This window comes from Macrococcoides caseolyticum (assembly GCF_002902665.1).
Taxonomy (GTDB): Bacteria; Bacillota; Bacilli; order Staphylococcales; family Staphylococcaceae; genus Macrococcoides; species Macrococcoides caseolyticum.
Window position 1 is genome coordinate 1 of record NZ_PPRM01000010.1, and the last position, 941, is coordinate 941.

The window sequence follows — 941 nt, forward strand, 5'->3', positions numbered from 1 at the left end:
TATCCTGAACTATATCCCCGTCATCATCAGTCTGATCTTTGTGATATTCACCATCTATTATCTTATGACAGGGATGCATTAGGATGTTCACATTCCTCTATTATGGCATCCCGATCTGCATCATTGCTTTGTGCCTCTATTTAATATTCGTATTGATGGCGAAACTTGAGGATCATCTCATATCATTACGATTCACACTGCCTTTATCTGTGATGCTCTTCGGCATAGGGTTCACGATCAGTACATGGACGCCTTTATCACCGTTGCCTTATCATCAGGCGCATCTACATGTACAGAAAGTCCAACAGCAGTCCAAAACAGCTGAGACCTATCTGGAAGGCTTAGTCGACAAAGGACTACTGGATACGACCGTGAAGAAGCATGTTACACATCAACATTTTTCAGTCGCACAGAAAAAAATCAGTCAGATTGATGACCCCAAGAAACGTAAGGTACTCATGGATAAACATAATGACTATCTATCAACATATGAACATCAGATCGGTGACAGGCTCATCCAAAAGCTTCAACTCGAACATCTCAGTATCTCTGAATACAGTAATCTGACAGCACAGGACTATGACAACGTCCGTTATCAGATTCAGCAACAGATCCAAACACCACGAACGGAGCAGTTTTTCCTGGAACGTGTCGAGAAGCTACAGAAACGACATGATCTCGAATATCAATCTGTCACACCCTAACTAGATGACAGCATGATAGACATAGAACTGTTGTGCGATATATTCTCGAAGAATCCCGATATAGTACGCTCTGTCGCTCTTTATTTCAGATTTCTGTCCGTGATAGACTTTTTTCTTTGCCTTAACAAGTGATTGTATCGCATAGTTCATAATTTCAATGTGATCTTCAGTGCTATAGATGTTGTTACCGATGGTTTCTTTCAGCATTGTTTTGTATAGAGACAGAATTTCTTCATC

Annotated in this window: 2 protein-coding genes; one reads left to right on the top strand and one right to left on the bottom strand. The window is 40.6% G+C overall.

Features of this window, described 5'->3' with window-relative positions; genetic code table 11:
* The first annotated feature begins 83 nt into the window (after positions 1 to 83).
* Complete coding sequence (locus CD152_RS02220) at positions 84 to 704, top strand: hypothetical protein (protein ID WP_103214321.1); 621 nt, start codon at positions 84 to 86, stop codon at positions 702 to 704.
* Here CD152_RS02220 and CD152_RS11805 read toward each other — a convergent pair.
* Positions 705 to 941, bottom strand: a 237-nt coding sequence (locus CD152_RS11805) for a hypothetical protein (protein WP_205757036.1), incomplete at its 5' end; no start/stop codon positions are given.

Coding starts and splice junctions, on each gene's coding strand:
- CD152_RS02220 (WP_103214321.1), top strand. CDS start 84: ATGTTCACATTCCTCTATTATGGCATCCCGATCTGCATCATTGCTTTG.